Genomic DNA, 25,486 nt, shown 5'->3' with positions numbered 1-25,486 from the left:
GTACACAAAGCCTTCCTGTAAGCTGTTCGCTAAATAAACCCCTTCAATTTCCCCTTTCTCCTGAATACCAAATAGCTGTTCCTGCTCTACAATATAGTCTATATCAGATGGAGTCAGGTAGCTTCGATCCTCTTCGGAAAGCAAGGTAATGATAGATTCCAAATGGCTCTTAAAGCCTTCTGACAGTAAAGTAATCTCTTCTTCCTGAAGGTAACCGGTAACGCCAAAGCGTAATTGCCCATCCACAACAGCTCCATTGATGCTGATATAATGGCTGTCGCGGTTATTACTTCCTACCCCTAATCCACTGTCTTCAGCTGCGATAAACCAGCTCTTCTCGCCGGAGACATCTTCCTGGTCCAGCTGTCCAAGATAGTTGAAGCTGATCTTAGGTAGCTCACGTTCTATATAGCCTATCAAACTACCATAACCAATTCCGTTATTTGGAATACGTCGCAGGGATTCTTTGGTCAATACCACTGTATCCGAAAGGTCTTTCCCTTTCTTCAGCAGTAATGGATACATTGTGGTAAACCAACCTACAGTTTCGGTGATATCTAAGTTCCCAAAGACTTCTTCACGACCATGGCTCTCCAGCAATACGGAATGGCTTTCCTCTCCGGTTAATCCTGAAAGCGAAAGGGATAACGCTGAGAGAAGAAGATCATTGATTTGGGTATGGTATGCATGATGGGTCTTTCTGATCAACGATTCGGTCATCTCTTTACTTAGCATCAAATGACCGTGGTGGTGCTCTTTGCCAATGAAACTGCTTAGCGCAGCATTGTTAGATTCTACGGTTTCAGCCGTGGCATTCCAGTACAACAGCTCCTGGGCCCGGGATTCCGGGTTTTCTGTTTTATAGCTTCGTACAGCTTCCACCCATTGGCGGTAGCTTGTCCCTTTTACATGACCCGTAATGTATTCTGTATCTCCTTTTTCAAGAGACTGGTAAATATTCTTTAAGTCTTCGGTAATAATCCTCCAGCTTACAGCATCAATGATCAAATGATGAAGGGCAAAGTAAATCCTTGCACTTCCATCCTGATTACCACCAATATAACCAATCTGATACAATGGTCCGTTTTCAATATCAAAGCCGGACTGCCAGGCCGTGAAAGTCTTAGACAATTCTTCTGCACTTAATCCTGGAGCATCAAGGTAATTGATACCCGCTACGGATTCCTCACTGCTATATGCCTGGGTATAAACACCATCTGCTTTTGGATAATAAAACCTGAATGCATCATGTCTTTCCACTAAATGATGGATGGAGGTTTCCAGTAACTCTTTATCAAGCTCTGGCACATTGATCAAAAAGGCCTGATTCCAGTGATTGAAATCTCCAAGATAACCCTGTTCTTTCTGGCTGAAGAACCAATCCTGAACAGGAAGTAAGGAAACTCCCCCTTCTAATATACCTTGCTCGGAAAGGATATGTTCTCCTTCTGTCTGTTTCTTTTCTTCTATGAGTAACGACAATGATGATACGCTGCGGGCCGTAAAGACTTCTTTTACACTTAGTCTTACTTCTAATTGTTGTCTGATTCTTCCTACCAGCTGGATACTGATGATACTGTCGCCTCCTAAGCGGAAGAAATCATCTTCGATACTGATACTTGCAGCATCAAGACCCAAAACATCCCCATAGATCTGGCACAGTTTGACCTGAAGATCCGTTTGGGGAGCAACATAATCTTTGCTTCCTGTAAATTCAGGTTCCGGAAGTTGTTTTCTATCTAGTTTTCCATTGATCGTTAATGGCAACGCTGTTAAGTGTACAAAAGCACCTGGTACCATATATTCCGGTAAACGCTCTGACAAATGTTCTGAGAGTAAATTGGAATCAATCTCTGTATCTGATACATAATATCCTGCAAGATATTTTAAGCCTGCTTTGTTTTCTTTAGCCAAAACAGCTGCCTGACGGATTCCAGGGTAATGAAGTAAGGTATTTTCAATCTCTCCTAATTCAATTCTATAGCCCCGGATTTTTACCTGGAAGTCGTTCCTTCCAATATATTCTAATTCTCCATTAGCCAGCCAGCGTACTAAGTCTCCCGTTTTGTATAAGCGGCTGTTTTCGCCTCTTGCTTTTTGGGATAATGTCTGGAATGGGTTATCAAGGAAACGTTCTTCTGTTAAATCCGGGCGGTTTAAATAACCTCGTGCAATTCCGGCTCCTCCGATATAAAGCTCTCCTACAGCTCCCACTGGAACCGGTCGCATATGGTCATCCAACACATAAGTCGTCATATTCCCAATAGGACCTCCAATATTCAACGGGTTACCATCTTCCTTATAATAATGCAATGTTGCACACACTGTGCCCTCGGTTGGACCGTACTCATTGACAAGTATAATATCATCAATATTTTTATCCAAAGCAGGGAAACTTTCTCCTCCGGCAAAAATCAATTTCAGGTTGGTGCCATTGTTTACAACTTCTCTCAATAAAACTGGTGGAATAAACGATACCTCTATATTATTTTCTCTGATATATTCGTTAAGTTCTCCTACAGATGTTCTAAGGTCATTGCTGTAAACCCACAAGGTGTTTCCATTACACAATACCGTGAGAGCCTCATAAACAAAGGCGTCGAATACATAATTGGAGTAACATCCTACTTCCTTGAATTCTTCAAGTCGGTGAGCCTTAATCATTGATCTTATAAGGTTTATCACCCCGGAATGTTCAATCATTACTCCCTTAGGAAGTCCTGTTGTTCCACTCGTATAAATGACATAGGCAAGGTTACCTGAATTCACCTGGGTAACAGGATTATTTGAATCTGTGAGTTCAAGCTGTGCTTTAATGTTTACCTCATCTAAAGTGATACATTCTACCCCCAGGTCTTCCAACTTTTCTGTTGTAATTTCCTGCCCTAAAACAAGTTTTGCATCGGTATCCTGAAGGATATGTTTTATTCTGTCTGCAGGATAGGACGGATCCATCGGAACATAGGCCGCTCCTGTTTTCATTACAGCAAGAATTGCAATCAGCATATACTCCGAACGATCTAAGCATAAAGGAATAATGTCGTCAGGCTGAAGATCGTACGTTTCAAGAAGGTAATTGGCCAGGCGGTTTGATCGGTCATTCAGCTCTCTGTAAGAAAGTCTGACATCCTGATATACTACCGCTGTCTGATCCGGGGTTTTCAACACCTGATTTTCAAATAACTGATGAACTGTCAGGTCTTTTGCATATTCTTCCCGCGTATCATTCCAGCTTTCCACGGTCATTTTATATTCGTCTTCCTGTAGCAGAGAAAGTCCGCAAACTCTTGTATGATGAATATCAACCTGAATCAATTGATCTAAAAGAAGCTGGTAAGATCCGGCCATACGGACAATTGTATCTTTTTTAAACAGTGATTTTGCATAATTGAACATGATACGGAGGTCTCCTCCATGATCATCAACCATTGTCGTCAGGTCAAATTTTGCCGCCTGATAGTCTACTTCTCCATCAAAAGGATAGAATAAAACGTCTTCATCATTTACTTTAGCATCTCCTCCTCCAAAACTTTGGAGACCAAACATCACCTGGAAAATCGGGTGTCTGGAGGTATCCTGCTCTACTCCTAGTTCTTCCACTAACTTCTCAAATGGAAGATCCTGATGAGACTGCGCTTCTGTGATTGATTTTGAAACCTGAAGAATGAAGTCTTTAAGGGTTTGCTCAGGATCAATACTTTCTCTTAGTGCCAATGTATTGACAAAGAAACCAATGATGTCTTCAAGCCCAGCATGATGACGGTTCGCAATTGGGCTTCCTACTACAATATCATCCTGTCCTGAATAGGCAGAAAGCATCAGATAATAGCCTCCCAGCATCAAGCTGTACAGACTTACGCCCAATTCTTTTGAAAGGTTTCTTAATTTTTCTCCCCGTTCTGCATCCAGGATAAAGTATAGATTTTCCCCTTCGTAAGAAATTTGAGACGGCCGTCTGAAATCCGTAGGTAAATCTAAATTATGGAAATCATCAAGCTTATTTTTCCAATAGTCAATCTGCTTATCAAGACGTTCTCCTGCAAGATAATTACGCTGCCATAGTGCAAAGTCTTTGTACTGAACCTTTAATGGAGGAAGCTCTGCGATTTCTCTGCCGGAAAGCTTATAATACATTGTTGCAAGTTCTTTCAGGAAGACATCTGTAGACCATCCGTCAAAAGCAATATGATGAACGACAACAGACAGATAATGATTGTTTTCTAAACTGAAAACATTTACTGCCACAGGAAGTTCTTCCTCTACACGGAATACCTTGTTGGCACACCTGTTTATATTCTCTTCTAATTCTTCTCTCGTTTTTACTTCTGTGATTTTAAATTCCGGAATAAGGTCTGTAACCACCTGGTAACCTACCCCTTCTTCTGTAGCCCGGATCATCGAGCGTAGCACTTCATGGCGCATAATGACCATTTCCAGAGACTTCTGAAGAAGATCAAGCTGTATATTCTTATCCAGCATTGTCGTGATAGGAATGTTATAAGCACTGCTTCCTCCCTCATAAGATTCTATAAACCATAGTCTTTCCTGAGCAAAAGACAATCTTTGTTTTTCAGGAGAGTCTACTTTTACAGGAGTAATGATGATTTGTTCACCTGTATTATTTTCATCTGCTAAAACAGTTGAAAGAGAAGCAATCGTTTTATGATTGAAAACCTCAGTGACTCCTATCTGAAGTTTTAGTTCCTGCTTAATTTTTCCGATCAGTTTTATGGCCATGATACTGTTTCCTCCAAGCCTGAAGAAGTCATCATCGATACTTATACTGGACGGATCAACCTTCAGTACCTCACCATAAATATCACATAGTTTCGCCTGTAATTCATTTTCCGGAATGATCTGTTTTTTGTTCCCTGTAAAATCAGGTTCCGGAAGCTGCTTTCTGTCTAGCTTTCCATTGATTGTTAATGGTAAAACATTCAAATGAACAAAAGCACCCGGCAACATATAATCTGGAAGAACCTGTGACAGGAAGTCAAAAAGCAGACCTGGATCTACTGATGAATCTGACACATAATAGGCTGTCAGATATTTCATCCCATCATTATTTTCTTTTGCCAATACTGCGGCCTGACGGACATCAGGATACTGAAGCACCCTGTTTTCAATTTCTCCAAGTTCAATTCTGTAACCACGGATTTTTACCTGGAAGTCATTTCTTCCAATATATTCTAATTCTCCATTAGACAACCAACGTACTAAATCACCGGTTTTATATAATCGTCCGTTTTCACCTCTTTCCTTCTGCTCTGTAGTCTGGAACAGGTTCAGCATAAAGCGTTCTTCCGTAAGTTCCGGTCTGTTTAAATATCCTCTGGCAATACCTGCTCCTCCGATATAAAGCTCTCCTATTACCCCTACAGGAACCTGACGAAGATTCTTATCCAATACATAAGCCGTCATATTTCCGATGGCTTTTCCAATATTCAATGGATTACCATCCTCGTTATAGTGGTGTAATGTGGCACACACTGTTCCTTCGGTTGGACCGTAGGCATTGATAATGTCTACTCCATATTCTTTATAAAGCTTCATTACCTGAGGGTTCGTTACATCTCCAGCCACTACCAATTTCTCTAAAAGAAGTATATATTCATCCGTCAAAAGGATTGGCGGAATAGTCGCTATACTAATATTGTGTTCTTCTATATATTCCTGTAATTCGGAAAGATCAATCCTTTTTTCTTTTTCCAGTAAATAGATGCTATGGCCATGAGTAATAACAGGATACAATTCCCATACATGGGCATCGAATACATAGCTCGCATACCACAGACAGTTTTTATGGATCGTCCCATCAGATTTCAATCCAAATTCTTTAGCTTCCTGTTCTATTAAGTTGGCTACATTTCTGTGCTCTACCATAACTCCTTTTGGAAGTCCTGTTGTTCCACTGGTGTAAATTACATAAGCTAGGTTATGGGATTTAACTGTAGTCACAGGAGCTTCCGAAGATTCTCTCTTAATCTCATCCTGGAAAGCAACCTGATCCAGGGAAATGGCATCTACATCCATCTTCTGTACCCTATCTATTGTTTCTTCATCTCCAAGAACCAGTTTTGCTCCTGTATCATGAAGGATATGCTCTATCCTGTCTGAAGGATAAGACGGATCCATTGGTACATAGGCTGCTCCAGTCTTCAATACGGCTAATATCGCAATCAACATATACTCTGATCTTTCCAGACATAATGGTACCATATCATCAGGTTGAAGATCATAGGTTTTAATCAGATAGTTGGCCAATCGATTCGCTTTCTTATTCAGCTCACTATAGGATAACTTAACATTCTGGTATACCAATGCAATATGATCAGGCGTTTTTGAAACCTGGTTTTCAAACAGTTCATGAATCGTTTTATCTGAAGAAAAATCAGAAACTGTATGGTTCCAGGATTTTATCAGGTTCAACTGATTTTCAGAAACATATGAAAGCTGATCTGAAGTGATCTCCCAGTTTTTTAATACCTGTCCTAAAACAGATTTCATCCCTTCCATCAGCTGCTCCATGGTTTTCTGCTCAAAAAGAACTCCTTCATAATTGATTTTCATCGTTACGCTCTCTCCCTGTTCATAAGCCATTATTCCCAGCGGATAATCCAATTTTTCTACAGAACCTTTGAAAACAAATCCTAATTCATTACTGTCATCTCCTCCTGCCGGTACCGGATAGTTCTCATATACAAATAAGCTGCTGAACATGCGTCGTGCATCATGTTGAAGCTCTCCAAGGCTGACATCACTGTGCGTGTTAAGCTCACTGATTCTCTGCTGAATATCGGAAATGATATCCACTACTTTACTTTCTGTATGCTCTACAATAAGTGGAAGTGTATTGATAAACAACCCGACAGATGATTCTATATCATCAACAGGAAGGCTTCGTCCGGAGACTGTAGTCCCTACCACCGTTGTTTCTACTCCACTATACATACCCAGCTGGCTATGCCACAGATATTGCAGAACAGCATTCACCGTAAATCCATTTTTGGCAGTGAATTTTTTCAGTTGTTGGTACTGATCATCTGCCAGCGTCATTTTTACAAACTGATGATCCTCTATCTGACGGTAGGTTCCAAGATCAATATGTCTTTGGGATTCTTTCATCAGGCTGCTTAAGTCTTCCTGATCCTGAAGCAGGCTCATATAGGTTTTCCAGAAACTTCGGCTGCTGTCTTTATGCTGCTGAAGGTATTTCTGAGTGTTAACATAGGCATGATCCATTACAAAGCCCGGATCCCGTTTTTTGATAAGGTTCAGATAGATATCATGGATACTTTTGAGTACGATAGGCATACTCCATCCATCCAAAACAGCATGGTGATTACTGAATAGACAGGTATAATGTTTATCTGAACGTTTAAATAAGTATATTCTGAATAATCCTCCTTTTGACAGGTCATAGACTTCAAAACGGTCCTTCTGAGTGACATCGCGGATCAATTCTTCCTGTTGACTCTCCTCCATTCCGCTTAGATTCTCAAATCTCCAGTCAAGTGGGCTTTCCCTGTCGATAATCTGAACGATCTCTCCGCTCCAGTTGAACCTGAGCCTCAATGCCGGGAACTGCTGTTGAGTGTGGAACCACGCTTTTTTAAGCGTTTCAACATTCATTTCAGACCTATAATCCCAAATCAGCTGTACCCGGTACGCATCATCCGTATCCCCTTGTTTTAGAGCATGATATACAAACCCTTCCTGTAAACTGTTAGCTAAGAATACCCCTTCTACTTCTCCATTTTCCTGGATGGTATCAAGCTGTTCTTTATCTACAATGTTTTCTATATCTGAAGGGGTAAGGAAGCTTCGTGTATTTTTGGAAAGCTCATCTATAATATCAATGATATAATCTTTGAACTTCTGAGTAATCCGTTTTACCTGATCCTGAGACAGATGTGCAGAAACGCTGAAGCGAAGCTGACCGTCTACAACCGCACCATTGATCCCTATAATATAGCTTTCTTTATTTGATGCTCCGATAGAAAGTCCACTGTCTTCTGCTGCAATAAACCACGCTTTCTCAGCAGCCCCTTCTTCCTGGTCAAGCTGCCCAAGATAGTTGAAGCTGATTTTTGGAAGTTCATGTTTTGTATATCCTACAAGGCTTCCGTAGCCAATTCCATTATCTGGAACGCTTCTTAATGCCTCTTTAGTCAATACTACCGTATCATTGAGCTTTTTCCCAGTTTCAAGTAATAACGGATACATTGAAGTGAACCATCCTAGTGTTTCTGTAATGTCTAAGCTAGGGAAAACATCTTCACGACCATGACCTTCCAGTAAAACCGCATGATGGGATTCTCCTGTAAGCTCTGTAAGGGCTGAAGCTAATGCCGATAATAGCAGATCATTAATCCTTGTCTGATATACATGATGGCTGCCTCTGATAAGCTTTTCTGTATTTTCTTTATCTAAAAGAAGAATATCATGGTTGCTTTCCGGTATAGAAATAGCCTCCAATGTTTTATTAATTCCACTGACTATTTCTGTCGTTTTATTCCAGTAAGCAAGTTCTTTATCTCTGGATTTCGGAGTTTCTGCCTTATACCCTTTTACAGCATCCACCCATTGACGGTAGCTGCTTCCTTTTTGGGCTGCTTTAAAGTCTTCTCCTCTTTCAAGAGTCTGATATATGTTTTTTAAGTCATCGGTAATGATTCTCCAGCTTACCGTATCGATGATAAGGTGATGGAATGCAAAAAAGATTCTGGTGCCTCCATCTTCATATCCTGTTATATACACAATACGGTACAATGGTCCTTTTTCTATATCAAACTGGGCATGCCATTGGGTAAAGAGCTGAGAAAGCTCCTCCATTGTCATATCCGAAGTATCGAGATAGCTGATTTCCGGAGTGGCTTCTAATCCATATTGCTGGGAATACATTCCATTTTCTTTTGGATAATGAATTCTAAATGCATCATGTTTTTCAATGAGCAGGCGGACGCTTTTCTCCAAAAGTTCCTTATTTAGCTGAGGTACATTGATCAGGAAGGCCTGATTCCAGTGGTTAAAATCTACCAAATATCCTAATTCTTTCTGACTGAAGAACCATTCCTGGATCGGAAGTAATGAAACTTTTCCGTCCAATATTCCTTGTTCTGCCAAAATATGGATTGCTTCATTTTGACTTTTCTCTTCGATAAGTAAAGACAAAGCAGCAGCAGTTCTGGCCGTAAATACTTCTTTAACACTTACTCTTATATCCAGTTGCTGTCTGATTCTTCCTACCAGCTGAATACTGATGATACTGTCTCCTCCTAATCTGAAGAAATCGTCTTCGATACTGATCCCTGACGCATCAAGACCTAACACATCACCATAAATCTGACACAGTTTGACCTGAAGATCCGTTTGGGGAGCAATATAACCTTTACCTCCTGTGAACTCAGGTTCCGGAAGCTGCTTTCTGTCCAGTTTTCCATTGATCGTTAATGGTAAAACATTCAAATGAACAAAAGCACCTGGTACCATATATTCCGGTAAGCTCGCAGAAAGGTGTTCAGAAAGGAGATTGGAATCAATCACTGAATCTGATACATAATAGCCTGCCAGGTATTTTAAGCCTGTTTTATTTTCTTTGGCCAGAACAGCTACCTGACGGACCCCAGGGTAATGAAGCAATGTATTTTCAATCTCCCCTAATTCAATTCTGTAACCACGGATTTTTACCTGGAAGTCATTTCTGCCAATATATTCAAGCTCGCCATTAGCTAACCAGCGTACTAAATCGCCTGTTTTATATAAGCGTTCATTCTGACTTCCCGTCTTTTGATCTTCGGTCTGGAACGGATTTAATATGAATCGTTCTTCGGTTAAATCCGGTCTGTTTAAATAGCCTCTGGCAATACCTGCTCCTCCGATATAAAGCTCCCCTACAGCACCCACTGGAACCGGCCGCATATGGTTGTCCAGTACATAACTTGTCATATTTCCGATAGGGCCTCCAATATTTAATGGATTTCCATCTTCATTATAGTGATGCAACGTCGCACAAACAGTTCCTTCTGTAGGGCCATAAGCATTAATAATATCTACTCCTTTAGCCTGATAAAGAGCCATCAGTTGTGGATTTGTTACATCTCCCGCTACGACAAGCTTTTCTAAAGGCAGAATATAATCTTTGGTTAAAAGAACAGGCGGTATGGTGGCAATACGGATATGATTGGTTTCTATATACTGTTGTAAAGCAGCAATATCGGTCTGTTTTTCTTTGTCTAAAATATAGATACTGTGACCATGAGTAATGACAGGATACAACTCCCATACATGGGCATCAAACACGTAATTAGCATACCAAAGACAGTTTTTAAGCCCGTCAGAAATCAACCCAAATTCTTTGGCTTCCTGCTGTATTAAGTTGGCTACATTTCTGTGTTCTACCATTACTCCTTTTGGAAGTCCTGTTGTTCCGCTGGTGTAGATGACATAAGCCAGGTTTTCAGGTGTAACTGAAGTGACCGGATTATTTGAATCTGTGAGTTCAAGCTGTGCTTTAAAGGAAATGTCATCTAAGGAAATGGATTCTACCACCAGATCTCGTACTTTTTCTGCTGTACTTTCCTGACTAAGAATTAATCTTGCTCCTGTATCCTGAAGAATGTGTTCTATTCTCTCCACCGGATAGGATGGATCCATTGGCACATAAGCCGCTCCCGATTTCAGTACTGCGAGAATTGCAATCAGCATATTCTCAGAGCGTTCTAAACACAGAGGAATAATATCGTCAGGCTGAATGTTGTAAGTTGCAATAAGGTAATTCGCCAGACGATTTGCTCTTTCATTCAATTCTCTGTAGGATAAATGAACATCCTGATAAACCAAAGCAATCTGATCAGGAGTCTTTGAAACCTGATTTTCAAATAGCTTATGAATGGTTTCTTCCACATACACAGATGCTGTCGTATTCCAATCTTCCGTTACTTTTTTCTTACTGTCTGCGGGTATTAGAGGAAGATCACAAAGCTTAACATTTTCAAGTGTATGCTCATGAGCACCAAAAGCCTGTTCAAGAATATACTGATAGGAACCGATCATATTATTGACCGTTTCTCTAGCGAAAATAGCCTTGCCATAATTAAACATTCCACGGACGGTTTCTTCACCATCATCAATCATAGTCGTCAGATCAAACTTCGCTACCTGATAGTCTACTTCTCCATCGAAAGGAGCAAACAATGCTTCCCCATCATGGGTATCTCTACCAAAACTCTGAAGACCAAACATCACCTGGAAGACCGGATGTCTGGATGTATCCTGTTCCACTCCTAATTCTTCCACTAACTTTTCAAATGGAAGATCCTGATGAGACTGGGCTTCTGTTACGGATTTTGATACCTGAAGAATAAAGTTTCTGAGACTCTGTTCAGGGTCAATATTTTCTCTTAATGCAAGGGTATTGACAAAGAAACCGATGATATCTTCGAGTCCTGCATGATGACGGTTCGCAATAGGGCTTCCTACCACAATATCGTCCTGTCCTGAGTAGGCAGAAAGCATCAGGTAATATCCACCCAGCATGACGCTGTATAAACTCACGCCCAGTTTTCTGGATGTATTTCTAAGACTTTGGGCAACTTTTGGATCAACAATAAAATTAATAGTTTCTCCTTCGTAGGATACCTGAGCCGGTCTTTTGAAATCTGCAGGTAAATTAAGGTTCTGGAAATCATCAAGTTTGTTTTTCCAATACCCAACCTGGCTATCCAATCGACCCCCTGTCAGATAGTTTCTCTGCCATAAAGCAAAGTCTTTATATTGAATCTTTAATTCCGGAAGCTGAGGAGATTTTCCATTGATAAGAGCTTCGTAAACGGTTTGTATTTCCTGTAAGAATATATCGGTAGACCAACCATCAAAAGCAATGTGATGGATTACCACTGACAGATAATGTTCATCTCCTAAGCTGAAGATATTCACTTCTATAGGAAGCTCTTCATCCAGACGGAAAACTTTATTTGAAATTCTGTTGACCACCTCATCAAGTTCTGCTCTTGTTTCTACATGATGCCTATGCATTTCCGGAACACGGTCTGTCACCAGCTGATAGCCTTTTCCTTCCTCTGTAGAAAGGATAATACTTCTCAAAACTTCATGACGCATTACAATGGTTTCCAATGCTTTGCAAAGTGCTAAAATGTCTGTTTTCTCATTAAGGCGAACAGTCATCGGAACGTTATAAGCACTACTTCCTCCTTCATAGGTTTCTATAAACCAAAGTCTTTCCTGGGCAAAGGACAACCTCTGCTCTTCCGGAGAATTGACTTTTACAGGAGTAATACTTACCTGCTCATCATTATTCTGATTGGCCAATGCGTTTGAAAGTGAGGCTACTGTTTTATGACCAAATATCACAGCAACTCCCACCTGTGTATTCAACACACGTTTGATACCGCTAATCAATTTTATCGCCATGATACTGTTTCCTCCAAGGCTGAAGAAATCATCATTGATTCCGATTGTTGCTGCATCCAGACCCAGAACTTCTCCATAGATCTGACACAGTCTTTCCTGTAATTCATTCTCTGGTGCTGTGTATTCTCTGCCTCCTGTAAATTCAGGCTCAGGCAGTTGTCTCCTGTCCAGTTTTCCATTAATCGTTAATGGTAAAGAGGTTAAATGGACAAACGCAGCAGGAACCATATATTCCGGTAAAGCTTCCGATAAGAAAGACGTAAGATGACCGGTATCGATGGAAGAATCTGATACATAATACCCTACAAGGTATTTCATCCCCGCTTTGTTTTCTTTAGCCAATACTACGGATTGTCTTACTTCAGGATATTCCTGTAGCCTGTTTTCGATCTCTCCCAATTCTATCCTGTACCCACGGATCTTGACCTGGAAGTCATTTCTACCAATGTATTCTAATTCACCATCGGAAAGATAACGGACAAGGTCTCCCGTTTTATACAGGATCCCGTTCTTGCCGGCTTCTTTTTCTTCCAAAGTCTGGAATGGATTCGGGATGAAACGTTCTGCGGTTAATTCTGGCCTGTTTAAATAGCCCCGTGCAATTCCGGATCCTCCCACATACAATTCTCCTACAGCTCCGATAGGAACTGCCCGAAGATGATTATCTAAAATATACATCCCCTGATCCGGAATATTCTCCCCGATCAGAGATGCTCTGTCTAGATCTTCTACACTCAGCTTCTTATAGGTTACATGGACCGTGGTCTCTGTAATACCATACATGTTGATGAGGGTTGGTGCGGAACGGTAACGCTCATACCAAGGTTTTAAGGAGGCCAGGTTTAAGGCTTCTCCTCCAAATATAACATAACGAAGACTGCCTAGGTCTTCTTCGCGCTGAAGAGCGGTATCGATAAACTGATAGAAGGCGGTTGGCGTCTGGTTGAGCACCGTAAGACCTTCTTTCAGACATAAACTGAAGAATAAATTTGTGTCTTTGGTCTGTTCTGAGGACGGTACCAATAGTTTTCCGCCATAGAAAAAGGCACCCCAGATTTCCCATACACTAAAGTCAAACACATAGGAATGGAATAAACTCCATACATCCCGGTCATTGAAATGATACCAGTGATCGGTGGCACTGAACAAACGGGCTACGTTTCGGTGAATCTGCATTACGCCTTTTGGCATTCCTGTGGTTCCGCTTGTGTAGATCACATAAGCCAGATGGTCAGGACCTACCTGGGTAACCGGATTGGAACCACTGCTTTTAGCAAGGTTTCTTTCCAGTTCTGAGTCATTCAGCACAAGTACTGAGGTATCAATTCCACTGCAGGATTCCTGAACGGTGGAAGCTGCAATGCTATGAGCCAGGACTATTTTTGCCCCGGTATCTTCAAGGATATGGCGGATTCTTTCTACAGGATATGACGGATCCATAGGAACATACGCTCCGCCTGCTTTTAAAACTCCCAGAATAGCCGTCAGCATATCTTCTGAACGTTCTAAGCATAATGGAACGAGGTCATCCGGCTGAAGGTCGTAAGTGTCAATAAGGTAATGAGCTAAGCGGTTTGAACGATCATTAAGCTCACGGTAAGACATCCTTACATCCTGATATACTATGGCAATGTGATCCGGAGTTCTTTCAACCTGGGCTTCAAATAATGCCTGAATTGTAGTGTCACTCGCATAATCACTTTCTGTAGACCATAACCCGGATAACTGCGTGTGCTGGTCTTTGGTAAGATAATACAGTTGATCAGATGAAATTTCAGAATTTTCAAGAATCTGTTCTAAAACAGTATTCATTCCTCCGATCAGTTGACTGATCATCTTCTCATCGAACAAAAATCCTTCATAACTGATATTTAACGTCACTTCCTCTCCGGTTTCGTAGGCTACTATTCCTAATGGATAGTCGAGTCGTTCTACGGAACCTTTAAAAACAAATGATAATTCATTGTCTTCTCCTCCTTTTGGAGCCGGATAGTTTTCATAGACAAATAAGCTGCTGAAAATTCTGCGTCCATCATGTTGAAGGCTGGCCAGATTCACACTGCTATGGGTATTCAGCTCACTGATTCTATGCTGAATCTCTGATATAATATCTATAACCTTACCTTCTGTATGGTTCACAATAAGAGGTAAAGTATTAATATAAAGTCCTACGGAAGATTCTATTTCATCCACCGGTAAGCTTCGTCCGGATACCGTAGTTCCTACTACCGTTGTGGATCCTCCACTGTAGATACCAAGCTGTTTATGCCATAAATACTGAAGTACAGCATTGATTGTAAATCCGTTTTCGGATGTAAATTTCTTCAGTTCCTGATACTGTTCACCTGCTATCGACATTTTTATCGAGCGGTGATCTACTATTTGTTTATACTCTGAAAGGTCAGTCTGTTTTTGAGATTCTTTGATTAAGCTTCCCAAATCTTCACGATCTTCCAGAAGTCCCATATAATCTTTCCAGAAACTGCTGTTACTGTCCTTGTTTTCCTGAAGGTATTTCTGAGCTTCGGCGTACGCTTTATCCGGAACAGGTAAAAGCTCCTGTCCTTTAACAAGTTTAAGATAGGCCTCATGAATAAGCGTCAGGAATATAGGCATACTCCACCCATCAAGAATGGCATGATGATTACTGAAGAGACAGCTATAATGGTTTTCTGAACGTTTGAAAATATACACTCTGAAGAGGCTTCCTTTAGATAAGTCGTATACTTCGAAACGGTCTTTTTGAGTCATTTCTTTGACCAGGTTTTCCTGATCTTCATCGTTCATCTCACTGATATCATGATAACGCCAGTCCAGGTTTCCTTTCTTATCGATAATCTGAACAATTTCTTCACTCCAGTCAAATCTTAACCGTAAGGTAGGAAGTTGTTCCTGCGTGTATACCCATGCATCTTTAAGCTTATTCAAATCCATTCCGGACATATAATCCCATACCAGCTGTACCCTGTAGGCATCATCCTTATCTCCTTGATTGAGTGCATGGTATACAAATCCTTCCTGCAAACTGTTGGCAAGATATACTCCTTCAACAGCTCCTGACTTCTGAATAAACATCAGCTGTTCTTTCCCAACAATATTTCCTGTATCTGATGGAGTGAGCCAGCTTCTGGTTTCTGCCAGAAGTTCGTCAACCGTCTGTTTTATATATTCTTTAAATCTTTCTGTCAGCAGATTGATCTGATCTTGTGAAAGATATCCTGAGAGTCCAAAGCGAAGTTGACCATCTGCAATCGCCCCGTTTATACTGATCATATAGCTATCCCGGTTTTGACTTCCCATGGAACTTCCGCTATTTTCTCCGGAAATAAACCATGTTTTTTCTCCGGTACTTTCCTCCTGGTCAAGCTGTCCAAGATAGTTGAAACTGATTTTTGGAAGAGCATGTTTTGTATAGCCTACCAGACTGCCGTAACCAATTCCATTGTTTGGAATACTCCTCAACGATTCTTTGGTCAGAATAGCCGTGTCTTTTACATCATTTCCTGTTTCCAGTAATAATGGATACATAGAGGTAAACCATCCTACAGTTTCCGTAATATCAAGGTTATTGAAAACATCTTCACGACCGTGCCCTTCAAGAAGGACCGCATGTCGGGATTCTCCTGTAAGATCTGAAAGAGCCGAAGCAAGTGCTGACAATAGCAAATCATTAATCTGTGTATGATAGACATGATGCACTTCTCTGATTAACTTCTCGGTATATCCATGATCCAACATAAGATTGGCAAAATGATATTCTGAAGAAGATAATTCTGCCAGGGCATTATTACTTTGTCCTACAGTATCAATAGTGTTATTCCAATAAGTAAGTTCCTCTTCTCTGGATGCCGGGTTATCTTGTTTGTATCCTTTTACGGCTTCAACCCACTGACGGTAGCTGCTTCCTTTTACAGGGGTTTCCACTTCATTTCCTTTCTCAAGGGTCTGATATATGTTCTTAAGATCTTCGGTAATAATTCTCCAGCTTACCGCATCAACAATCAGGTGATGAAGAGCAAAGAAAATTCTTGCGCTTCCGTCTTCATAGCCCTTACTATATCCTATCTGGAATAACGGGCCTTTTTCTATATTAAATTGCGTCTGCCATTCCGTCAATATTTCCGGAAGATCTTCTGATGGGATTCCTGATACATCCAGGTAATTGATATCCGATATTGTTTCTATTCCATACTGCTGGGTGTAAGTTTCATTTTCTTTCGGATAATACATCCTGAATGCATCATGTCTTTCAATGAGCAATCTTACACTCTCTTCCAGTAATTCTGAACTCAACTCAGGAACTTTAATTAAGAAGGACTGATTCCAATGGTTAAGGTCTCCTACATATCCCTGTTCTACCAAATCAAAGAACCATTCCTGGATAGGAAGGAAGGATAATTCTCCTGTCAATGTTCCCTGCTCTGTCAGAATATGGGTCTGCTCTTCTTTTTCTTTGATGTCGATCAGTTCAGAAAGTTTCAATACGGATCTTGAAGTAAAGACATCTTTAACACTTACTCTTATCTCCAGGCGCTGCCGTATTCTGCTGACAAGCTGAATACTGATAATACTGTCTCCTCCTAATCTGAAGAAATCATCATTGATTCCAATTGTTGCTGCATCCAGACCCAGAACTTCTCCATAGATCTGACACAGTCTTTCCTGCAATTCATTCTCTGGTGCTGTGTATTCTCTGCCTCCCGTAAACTCAGGCTCCGGAAGCTGTCTCCTGTCCAGTTTTCCATTAATCGTTAATGGTAAAGAGGTTAAATGGACAAACGCAGCAGGAACCATATATTCCGGTAAAGCTTCCGATAAGAAAGCAGTAAGATGACCGGTATCTATAGAAGAGTCTGATACATAATACCCTACAAGGTATTTCATCCCCGCCTTGTTTTCTTTAGCCAAGACTACGGATTGTCTTACTTCAGCATATTCCTGGAGTCTGTTTTCGATCTCTCCTAATTCTATCCTGTACCCACGGATCTTGACCTGGAAGTCATTTCTGCCAATGTATTCTAATTCACCATCGGAAAGATAACGGACAAGGTCTCCCGTTTTATACAGGATCCCGTTCTTGCCGGCTTCTTTTTCTTCCAAAGTCTGGAATGGATTCGGGATGAAACGTTCTGCGGTTAATTCTGGCCTGTTTAAATAGCCCCGTGCAATTCCGGATCCTCCCACATACAATTCTCCTACAGCTCCGATAGGAACTGCCCGAAGATGATTATCTAAAATATACATCCCCTGATCCGGAATATTCTCCCCGATCAGAGATGCTCTGTCTAGATCTTCTACACTCAGCTTCTTATAGGTTACATGGACCGTGGTCTCTGTAATACCATACATGTTGATGAGGGTTGGTGCGGAACGGTAACGCTCATACCAAGGTTTTAAGGAGGCCAGGTTTAAGGCTTCTCCTCCAAATATAACATAACGAAGACTGCCTAGGTCTTCTTCGCGCTGAAGAGCGGTATCGATAAACTGATAGAAGGCGGTTGGCGTCTGGTTGAGCACCGTAAGACCTTCTTTCAGACATAAACTGAAGAATAAATTCGTGTCTTTGGTCTGTTCTGAGGACGGTACCAATAGTTTTCCACCATAGAAAAAGGCGCCCCAAATTTCCCATACACTAAAGTCAAACACATAGGAATGGAATAAACTCCATACATCCTGGTCATTGAAATGATACCAGTGATCGGTGGCACTGAACAAACGGGCTACGTTTCTGTGCTCCTGCATTACGCCTTTTGGCATTCCTGTGGTTCCACTTGTGTAGATCACATAAGCCAAGTGATCGGGACCTACCTGGGTAACCGGATTGGACCCGCTGCTTTTAGCAAGGTTTCTTTCCAGTTCTACATCATTCAGCACCAGTACTGAGGTATCAATTCCGCCGCATGCTTCCTGAACGGTGGAAGCTGCAATGCTATGAGCCAGGACTATTTTTGCCCCGGTATCTTCAAGGATATGACGGATTCGCTCTACAGGATACGATGGATCCATAGGAACATACGCTCCTCCTGCTTTTAAAACTCCCAGAATAGCCGTCAGCATATCTTCTGAACGTTCTAAGCATAATGGAACGAGGTCATCCGGCTGAAGGTCGTAAGTTTCAATAAGGTAATGAGCCAGACGGTTTGAACGTTCATTAAGCTCACGGTAAGACAGCCTTACATCCTGATATACTATGGCTATGTGATCCGGAGTTCTTTCAACCTGGGCTTCAAATAACGCCTGAATCGTAGTGTCACTCGCATAATCACTTTCTGTAGACCATAACCCTGATAACTGCGTGTATTGGTCCTGAGGAATAAGGTTTAGTTCAGATAATGTAAGATTTTCCTGCTGATTAATTCCTGCGATCTGATCAAGCATGAACAGATAAGAATTCATCATATTTTTAACTGTTTCTTTTGAATAAACAGCTTTAGCATAGTTGAACATTCCCTGTAAAGTCTCCCCTATATCATTGATCATCGTGGTAATATCAAACTTAGCCACCTGATAATCCACATTTCCGTTAAAAGGATGAAGTATCGTCGTTTCATTTTCAGATGGAGCAACCTCTTCACCAAAACTTTGAAGACCAAACATCACCTGGAAAACCGGATGACGGGAGGTGTCCTGTTCTACTCCCAGCTCTTCCACTAATTTTTCAAATGGAAGATCCTGATGAGACTGGGCCTCTGTCACCGACTGAGCCACCTGTAGAATGAAATCTTTTACCCTTTGACTCGGTTCAATGTTTTCTCTTAATGCAAGCGTATTCACAAAGAACCCGATCATATCTTCAAGTCCTACATGGTGCCGGTTGGCAATAGGACTTCCTACTATGATATCGTCCTGTCCGGAATAGGCTGAAAGCGTCAGGTAATATCCTCCCAATAATACACTGTATAAGCTTACCCCAAGGTCTTTCGAAAGGTTTTTTAACCTTAGGGTCTGCTCTGCATCCAGGCTAAAGTACAGATTTTCTCCATCATAAGATATTTGTGATGGTCTCTTGAAATCTGCTGCCAAATCAAGGTTTTGGAATCCGCTTAATTTATTTTTCCAGTAGCTGATCTGCTGGTCAAGACGTTCTCCTGTAAGATAATTACGCTGCCATAAAGCAAAGTCTTTATATTGAATTTTTAAGCCAGGAAGCTCATGCGGTCTTCCTTCTGTAATGGCATTGTAAATAGGGATTAATTCTTTTAGGAATACTTCTGTAGACCATCCGTCAAATGCAATATGGTGTATGACAACAGACAGATAGTAAGATTCTTCTAATTTAAATATATTGATATCTACCGGTAATTCTTCTTCCAAACGGAAGATTTTATTGGCTACACTGCTTACTTTTTCTTCAAGCTCCGCCATTGTCTTCACTTCATGCTGATGTATCGCCGGGATATCATCTACCACAGACTGCCATCCTATCCCGTTATCGGTAGTACGAATGACTGAACGAAGCACTTCATGACGCATTATAATAGCATCTAAAGCTTTACACAGTATTGAAATATCTGCTTTTTCATCCAAACGGAATATCATCGGGATATTATAAGCACTGCTTCCACCTTCGTAATTTTCTATAAACCAAAGTCTTTCCTGTGCAAAGGATAGCCTTTGTTCTTCCGGAGTACTTACTTCTACAGGAGTAATCGTAATCTGCTCTCCTCTGGTGTTTTCATCTGCCAAAATATGGGAAAGAGAAGCAATTGTTTTATGGCTGAAAATCATGGCTACTTCTACTCTTATATCCAGCACCTGCTTGATCTTACTGATCAGTTTTATGGCCATGATACTGTTTCCTCCTAATCTAAAGAAGTCATCATGAATACTGATATTTTCAGCATCAATCCCTAATACTTCGCCATAGATATGACATAGTTTAGTCTGTAATCCGGTTTCAGGAGCAACATAATTTTTGCTTCCTGTAAATTCAGGTTCCGGAAGTTGTTTTCTGTCCAGTTTTCCATTGATCGTTAATGGTAAGGCTGTTAAATGAACAAAAGCACTCGGGACCATATATTCCGGTAAGCTCGCGGAAAGATGTTCCGAGAGTAAATTGGAGTCAATCTGAGAATCTGACACATAGTATCCTGCCAAATATTTTAAGCCTGCTTTATTTTCTTTGGCCAGAACAGCTACCTGACGGATTCCAGGATAATGAAGCAATATATTTTCGATTTCTCCAAGCTCAATTCTATATCCGCGGATCTTCACCTGGAAGTCATTTCGACCCACGTATTCAAGCTCGCCATTGGGTAACCAGCGCACTAAATCGCCGGTTTTGTATAGCCGTCCATTTTCGCCTCTTCCTTTTTGTTCTAAAGTCTGGAATGGATTTTCAAGGAAACGTTCTTTTGTTAATTCAGGCTGGTTTAAGTAGCCTCTGGCAATTCCAGCTCCTCCGATATAAAGCTCTCCTATTGCCCCGACAGGAACAGCACGATATTGGCCGTCAAGAACATATGCTGTAGTATTGGCTATAGGTCCTCCGATATTCAACGGATTACCATCTTCTTTATAGTAATGTAATGTAGCACAGACCGTTCCTTCGGTAGGTCCATATTCATTAACGAGGATAATATCATCTATATTTTTATCCAAAGCAGGGAAACTCTCTCCTCCGGCAAAAATAAGTTTCAGGTTGGTGCCATTATCTACCACTTCTCTTAATAAAACCGGTGGGATAAACGAAACTTCTATATTATTTTCTTTAATATACTCATTAAGCCCGCTTACGGATGTTCTAAGATCATTGCTGTAAAGCCATAATGTATTTCCATTACACAAGACCGGGAAGGCCTCATACACAAAAGCATCAAATACATAATTCGAGTAACATCCTACTTCTTGTAATTCTTCAAGTCGGTGAGCCTTAATCATTGATTCTATAAGGTTTATCACTCCCGAATGTTCTATCATAACTCCCTTAGGAAGTCCTGTTGTTCCACTCGTGTAAATCACATAGGCCAGATTGCCGGAATTCACTTTAGTAACAGGGTTTTTAGACTCTGCTATTTCAAGCTGTACTTTAAGACTGACATTATCCAGAGATAATAGCCCTATATTTTCTAAACCATTGAGCTTTTCTGCAGATTTTTCTTCTGTAAGAACTATTGTAGCATTAGTATCCTGAAGGATATGTTTTATTCTGTCCACAGGATACGATGGATCCATTGGCACATAAGCGGCTCCCGTTTTCATTACGGCGAGAATTGCAATCAACATATGCTCTGAACGATCAAGACATAAAGGAATTATATCATCCGGTTGAGGACTGTACGTTTGGATAAGGTAATTAGCCAGGCGATTTGATCTGTCGTTCAGCTCGCTGTACGAAAGTGTAACATCCTGATATACCAGTGCTGTCTGATCCGGGGTTTTCAACACCTGATTTTCAAATAACTGATGTACCGTCATTTCTGACTGATAGCCTGTATGTGTGGTATTCCACTCTTCTGTTACTTTTTTATACTGTTCCTCTGGAATAAAATGAAGTTCTGAAAGCCTGATATCTTTCTGTCCTTCGGCCTCTGCTATCTGACTCAGTAAAAATTCATAGGAATGGATCATATTACTGACGGTTTCTTTTGAGAAAACCGCTTTAGCGTAATTGAACATTCCATGTATATTTTCTCCACCATCATCGATCATGGTAGTCAGGTCAAATTTCGCAACCTGATAATCTATTTCTCCATCAAAAGGATAGAATAAAGCATCTCCGTTATTTTCAGAAGAAGCATCTCCTCCAAAGTTCTGCAATCCGAACATCACCTGGAAAACCGGATGTCTGGATGTATCCTGTTCTACTCCTAATTCTTCCACCAGTTTCTCAAATGGAAGATCCTGATGAGACTGGGCTTCTGTTACAGATTTTGATACCTGAAGAATAAAGTCTTTAAGGCTTTGCTCGGCATTTATTTTTTCTCGTAGTGCCAATGTATTGACAAAGAAACCGATGATATCTTCAAGACCGGCATGGTGACGGTTCGCAATAGGACTTCCCACTACGATATCATCCTGTCCGGAATACGCCGAAAGCATCAGATAATATCCACTCAACATTACACTGTACAGACTTACCCCAAGTTCTTTTGAAAGATTTTTCAATTTTTCTCCCTGTTCAGCATTCAGACTGAAGTATAGATTTTCTCCTTCGTAAGAGATCTTAGAAGGTCTCTTGAAATCTGTAGCCAAATCCAGGTTCTGGAAATCATCAAGTTGATCTTTCCAGTAACCAATCTGCTGATCAAGAAGCTCTCCTGCAAGATAATTACGCTGCCATAAAGCAAAATCTTTGTACTGAAATTGTAACGCAGGCAGCTCAGAAGCATTGTCTTTATTAATCAGAGATCTATAAATCGTTTGTATCTCTTTGAGGAATATATCAGTAGACCATCCGTCAAAAGCAATGTGATGAATTACCATCGACATATAATGTTGCTCTTTGAGCTTGAAAATATTGATCTCTACAGGAGTTTCTTCATCCAGACGGAAGATTCTGTTGGCACATTTATATATGTGCTTGTCTAATTCTTCTCTTGTCTCTACTTCCGTTATTTTGAATTCCGGAATAAGATCTGTAACCACCTGATATCCTGTTCCATCTTCTGTAGTCCGGATTACCGAACGAAGGATCTCATGGCGCATGATCACCGCTTCAAGAGCTTTACACAGGATTGAAACATCCGTTTTCTGATCCAGAAGTGCTGTCATTGGGATATTATACGCACTGCTCCCTCCTTCATACGTTTCTATGAACCAAAGTCTTTCCTGTGCAAAAGATAATCGTTGTTCTTCCGGAGAATCAATGGCTACAGGAGTGATAATAACCTGTTCATCAATACTATTTTCTCTCAGAACTTTTTCCAGAGAGGCCACTGTTTTATTACTGAATACCATGGCTACATCTACCTGTAACGCAAGGTTCTGTTTAATTTTGCTGATCAGTTTTATAGACATGATACTGTTTCCTCCGAGACGGAAGAAATCATCATGGATACTGATACTATCTGCATTAATACCCAGTACTTCTGCATAGATCTGACAAAGCTTTTGCTGAAGTTCATTCTCAGGAGCGGTATATTCGCCCCCTCCGATAAATCCAGGCTCAGGAAGCTGTTTTCTGTCAAGTTTTCCATTGACAGTAACAGGAAGGGTTACAAGATGTACAAAAGCCACAGGTACCATATATTCAGGTAAGGTTTCTGACAGGAAGTCTGAAAGCAGATTTGAATCAATTATAGAATCAGCCACATAATATCCGACAATATATTTCAATCCGGTATTATTTTCCTTTGCAAGAACTGCTACCTGACGAATTCCCGGATATTGAAGAAGTCTGTTTTCAATTTCACCCAATTCAATACGGTATCCTCTTATCTTCACCTGGAAGTCATTTCTACCAATATATTCTATGTTTCCAGCCGGAAGCCAACGAACAAGATCTCCTGTTTTATAAAGTCTGGCATTCGTATTTTTAGCCTTTTGGTCTTCTGTCTGGAAAGGGTTTGTAATGAAACGTTCCTGGGTAAGTTCCGGGCGGTTTAAATACCCTCTTGTGATACCCGCTCCCCCAATGTAAAGTTCGCCCAAAGCCCCTACAGGAACCGGGGTCATATGGATATCAAGTATATAGGCCTTCATATTTCCGATAGGACGGCCGATACTGTTCATACTTTGATCCGTATTAATTACAGACGTGACCGTCGTTTCCGTTGGTCCGTAGCAATTGATTAGCGTAAAATGCTTGTTTATTAATTTTGCATACAGATCGTTGGTAAGAGCCTCTCCCCCAGACGCTAATCTTGTAAGGCTTTTAACCCTGGTAATATCAATATTCTGTAATACAGAAGGGGTAAGGTTGATATAGGAAGCATTATTATCATTAAGTATTTTCAAAAATACTTCTTCATTTAAAAAAGTTTTATCTTTTATAAATAACAAAGGATTTCCATTTAAAACAGCCATTAATATCTGTTCTATGGATGGATCAAATACATAGTTAGCAAATTGATAAATAACATCTGATTCTCGCAGTTGATAGCGGGAATACACATCCTTAATCAAATTTATTATATTCCTGTGTTCCACCATCACCCCTTTTGGCATTCCTGTTGTTCCACTGGTGTAGATGACATAGACAAGGTTGCTGGAGGTAAGTTTTGTGATCGGGTTTCCGGAGTCTACATTTTTAATCGTTTTTTTGAATGCCTCTCCATCCAGGGATACAGCTTCTAAATTTTCTATATTTTGTACCCTATCCAGGGTATTCTCCTGAACTAAAACTACTTTGGCGTTCGTGTCTTCCAGTATATATTTTATTCTGTCTACAGGAGAAGACGGATCTATTGGAACATAGGCTGCTCCTGCTTTTATTACCCCTAAAATAGCAATCAACATATCCTCAGAACGTTCCAAACATAACGGAACTAAATCATCCGGCTGAAGGTCGTATCTCTTGACCAGATAATTTGCTAACCTATTTACTCTTTCATTAAGCTCACGGTAAGTTAATTTAATCTCCTGATATAGTAATGCTATATTATCAGGCGTCTTCTCAACCTGAATCTCGAATAGTTCAGGAACTGTAGATGTATTTGGATAGGAAAAGTCTGTATCATTCCACTCCTCCATTATTTTTACAGATTCATGCAATGTAATATAAGACAGGTCTTTCAGTTCGATTTCAGGATTTTCCAAAAGCTGGCTAAGGATTGTTTTCATTCCTTCGATAAGCCTTTCCATCACAGAATAATCGAAAAGATATCCTTCAAAATTCAGGGTCAGGGAAACTTCTTCTCCGCGTTCATAGGCTACTATTCCCAACGGATAATCAAGCTTCTCTACAGAGTCCATGAACACAAATCCTAACTCATTACCCTCACCTCCTTTTGGTACAGGATAGTTCTCATACACAAATAAACTGCTGAAGATCCTGCGTCCGTCATGGTGCAATGCTGCAAGGTTAATGTCACTGTGCGTATTGAGCTCACTGATCCTATTCTGAATCTCTGTGATCTGATCCACAACCCGGCCATCTGCATGGCTCACAATC

The 25,486-nt window shown here is 40.7% G+C and carries 1 protein-coding gene; it reads right to left on the bottom strand.

Annotation, left to right across the window (positions count from 1 at the left end; all coding sequences use genetic code 11):
• A partial coding sequence (locus tag MP478_RS22160; RefSeq protein ID WP_257201688.1) for a non-ribosomal peptide synthase/polyketide synthase occupies positions 1-25,486 on the bottom strand: 25,486 nt, incomplete at both ends.

This window comes from Chryseobacterium sp. WG14 (genome assembly GCF_024586945.1).
Lineage (GTDB): Bacteria > Bacteroidota > Bacteroidia > Flavobacteriales > Weeksellaceae > Chryseobacterium.
Note: the sequence above shows the minus strand (reverse complement) of the source record. Positions and strands in the feature narration are given on the sequence as shown.